At 53.1% G+C, this 918-nt stretch carries 2 protein-coding genes; one reads left to right on the top strand and one right to left on the bottom strand.

What is annotated here, in order from left to right; genetic code table 11:
- Positions 1–391: sulfotransferase family protein (locus JK635_RS29120; protein ID WP_202655656.1), on the bottom strand; the 391-nt coding region annotated here is incomplete at its 3' end.
- Between the two features lie 109 nt (positions 392–500).
- Here JK635_RS29120 and JK635_RS29115 point away from each other — a divergent pair.
- Positions 501–918 (top strand): IS4/Tn5 family transposase DNA-binding protein (locus JK635_RS29115; protein WP_498043891.1); only part of this gene is annotated, 418 nt, incomplete at its 3' end.

Here is a 918-nt window from a genome sequence, read left to right as displayed (position 1 = left end):
TGTAGGTCATTGAAGACGCTACATAGTCCCGAAGCGAGGGTTCAAATGAAGAAAAGCCAGCCAAGCCCAGCGCACAATAAAGCCGCTGCACTTGCTCAACGGGATTGCGCTCAAGCTCTTCAAATGAAAGTTCATACAGTCGACTCGGCGAAATCAAATCGCGTTGCGAAAAATAGGCATCGTAAAGTGCGCGATAGCGTGAAATTATCAAGTTGTCGATTGCAGCACGATCCGGTCGTTGCATGTAGTAATACCAGAACGCGGTATTGCGTTGATGCCGTGTCGAACGAAAAACATCATGAGGATGACGATGGATATGAATGAAACGCGCATCCGGAAACAATTCCAGCAAAATACGTATGCGTGCGGTATGAGGCATCTCGTTATACACAAGTCCGACCTGCCGACTTTGCCCAACACAGAAGAAGTTGATGTGCCTTTGTGAAGGCGGGTTGTAAACCTCGGCGAATTGGCGTTTACTCTATGCTTTTGCCAAGCCGATGAACAATCAATCAGGGGTATGGGTGGACGAGGAATTTGAGACGCTGGACTTGGGTGATCCAAGGCGAGACCGGCGTGCGAAGGAGTTGCTAAAGCGCCTGGCGGCCAAGCCGAGCGAGAGTATTCCTGGCGCCTGCGATGGCTGGTCAGAGACCATGGCGGCTTATCGCTTCCTTGGCAATGAGGAAGTCGAGTGGGTCGACATGATGCAGCCGCACTGGGAACGCACAGCTACGCGCATGCAGCAGCATGCCGTGGTGCTATGTATCGCGGATACGACCGAACTCGACTTCAACGGCCAGGACATGGAAGGCCTGGGACCGTTAAGCTTCGAGGCACAGCGTGGCATGTATCTGCACCCGACCTACGCCGTCACACCGGACCGGGAACCGTTGGGAATATTGGACGCCTGGATAT

It is taken from the genome of Neobacillus paridis (assembly GCF_016765675.1).
Taxonomy (GTDB): Bacteria; Bacillota; Bacilli; order Bacillales; family Cytobacillaceae; genus Neobacillus; species Neobacillus paridis.
This window is presented reverse-complemented; position numbering and strand designations above follow the sequence as displayed.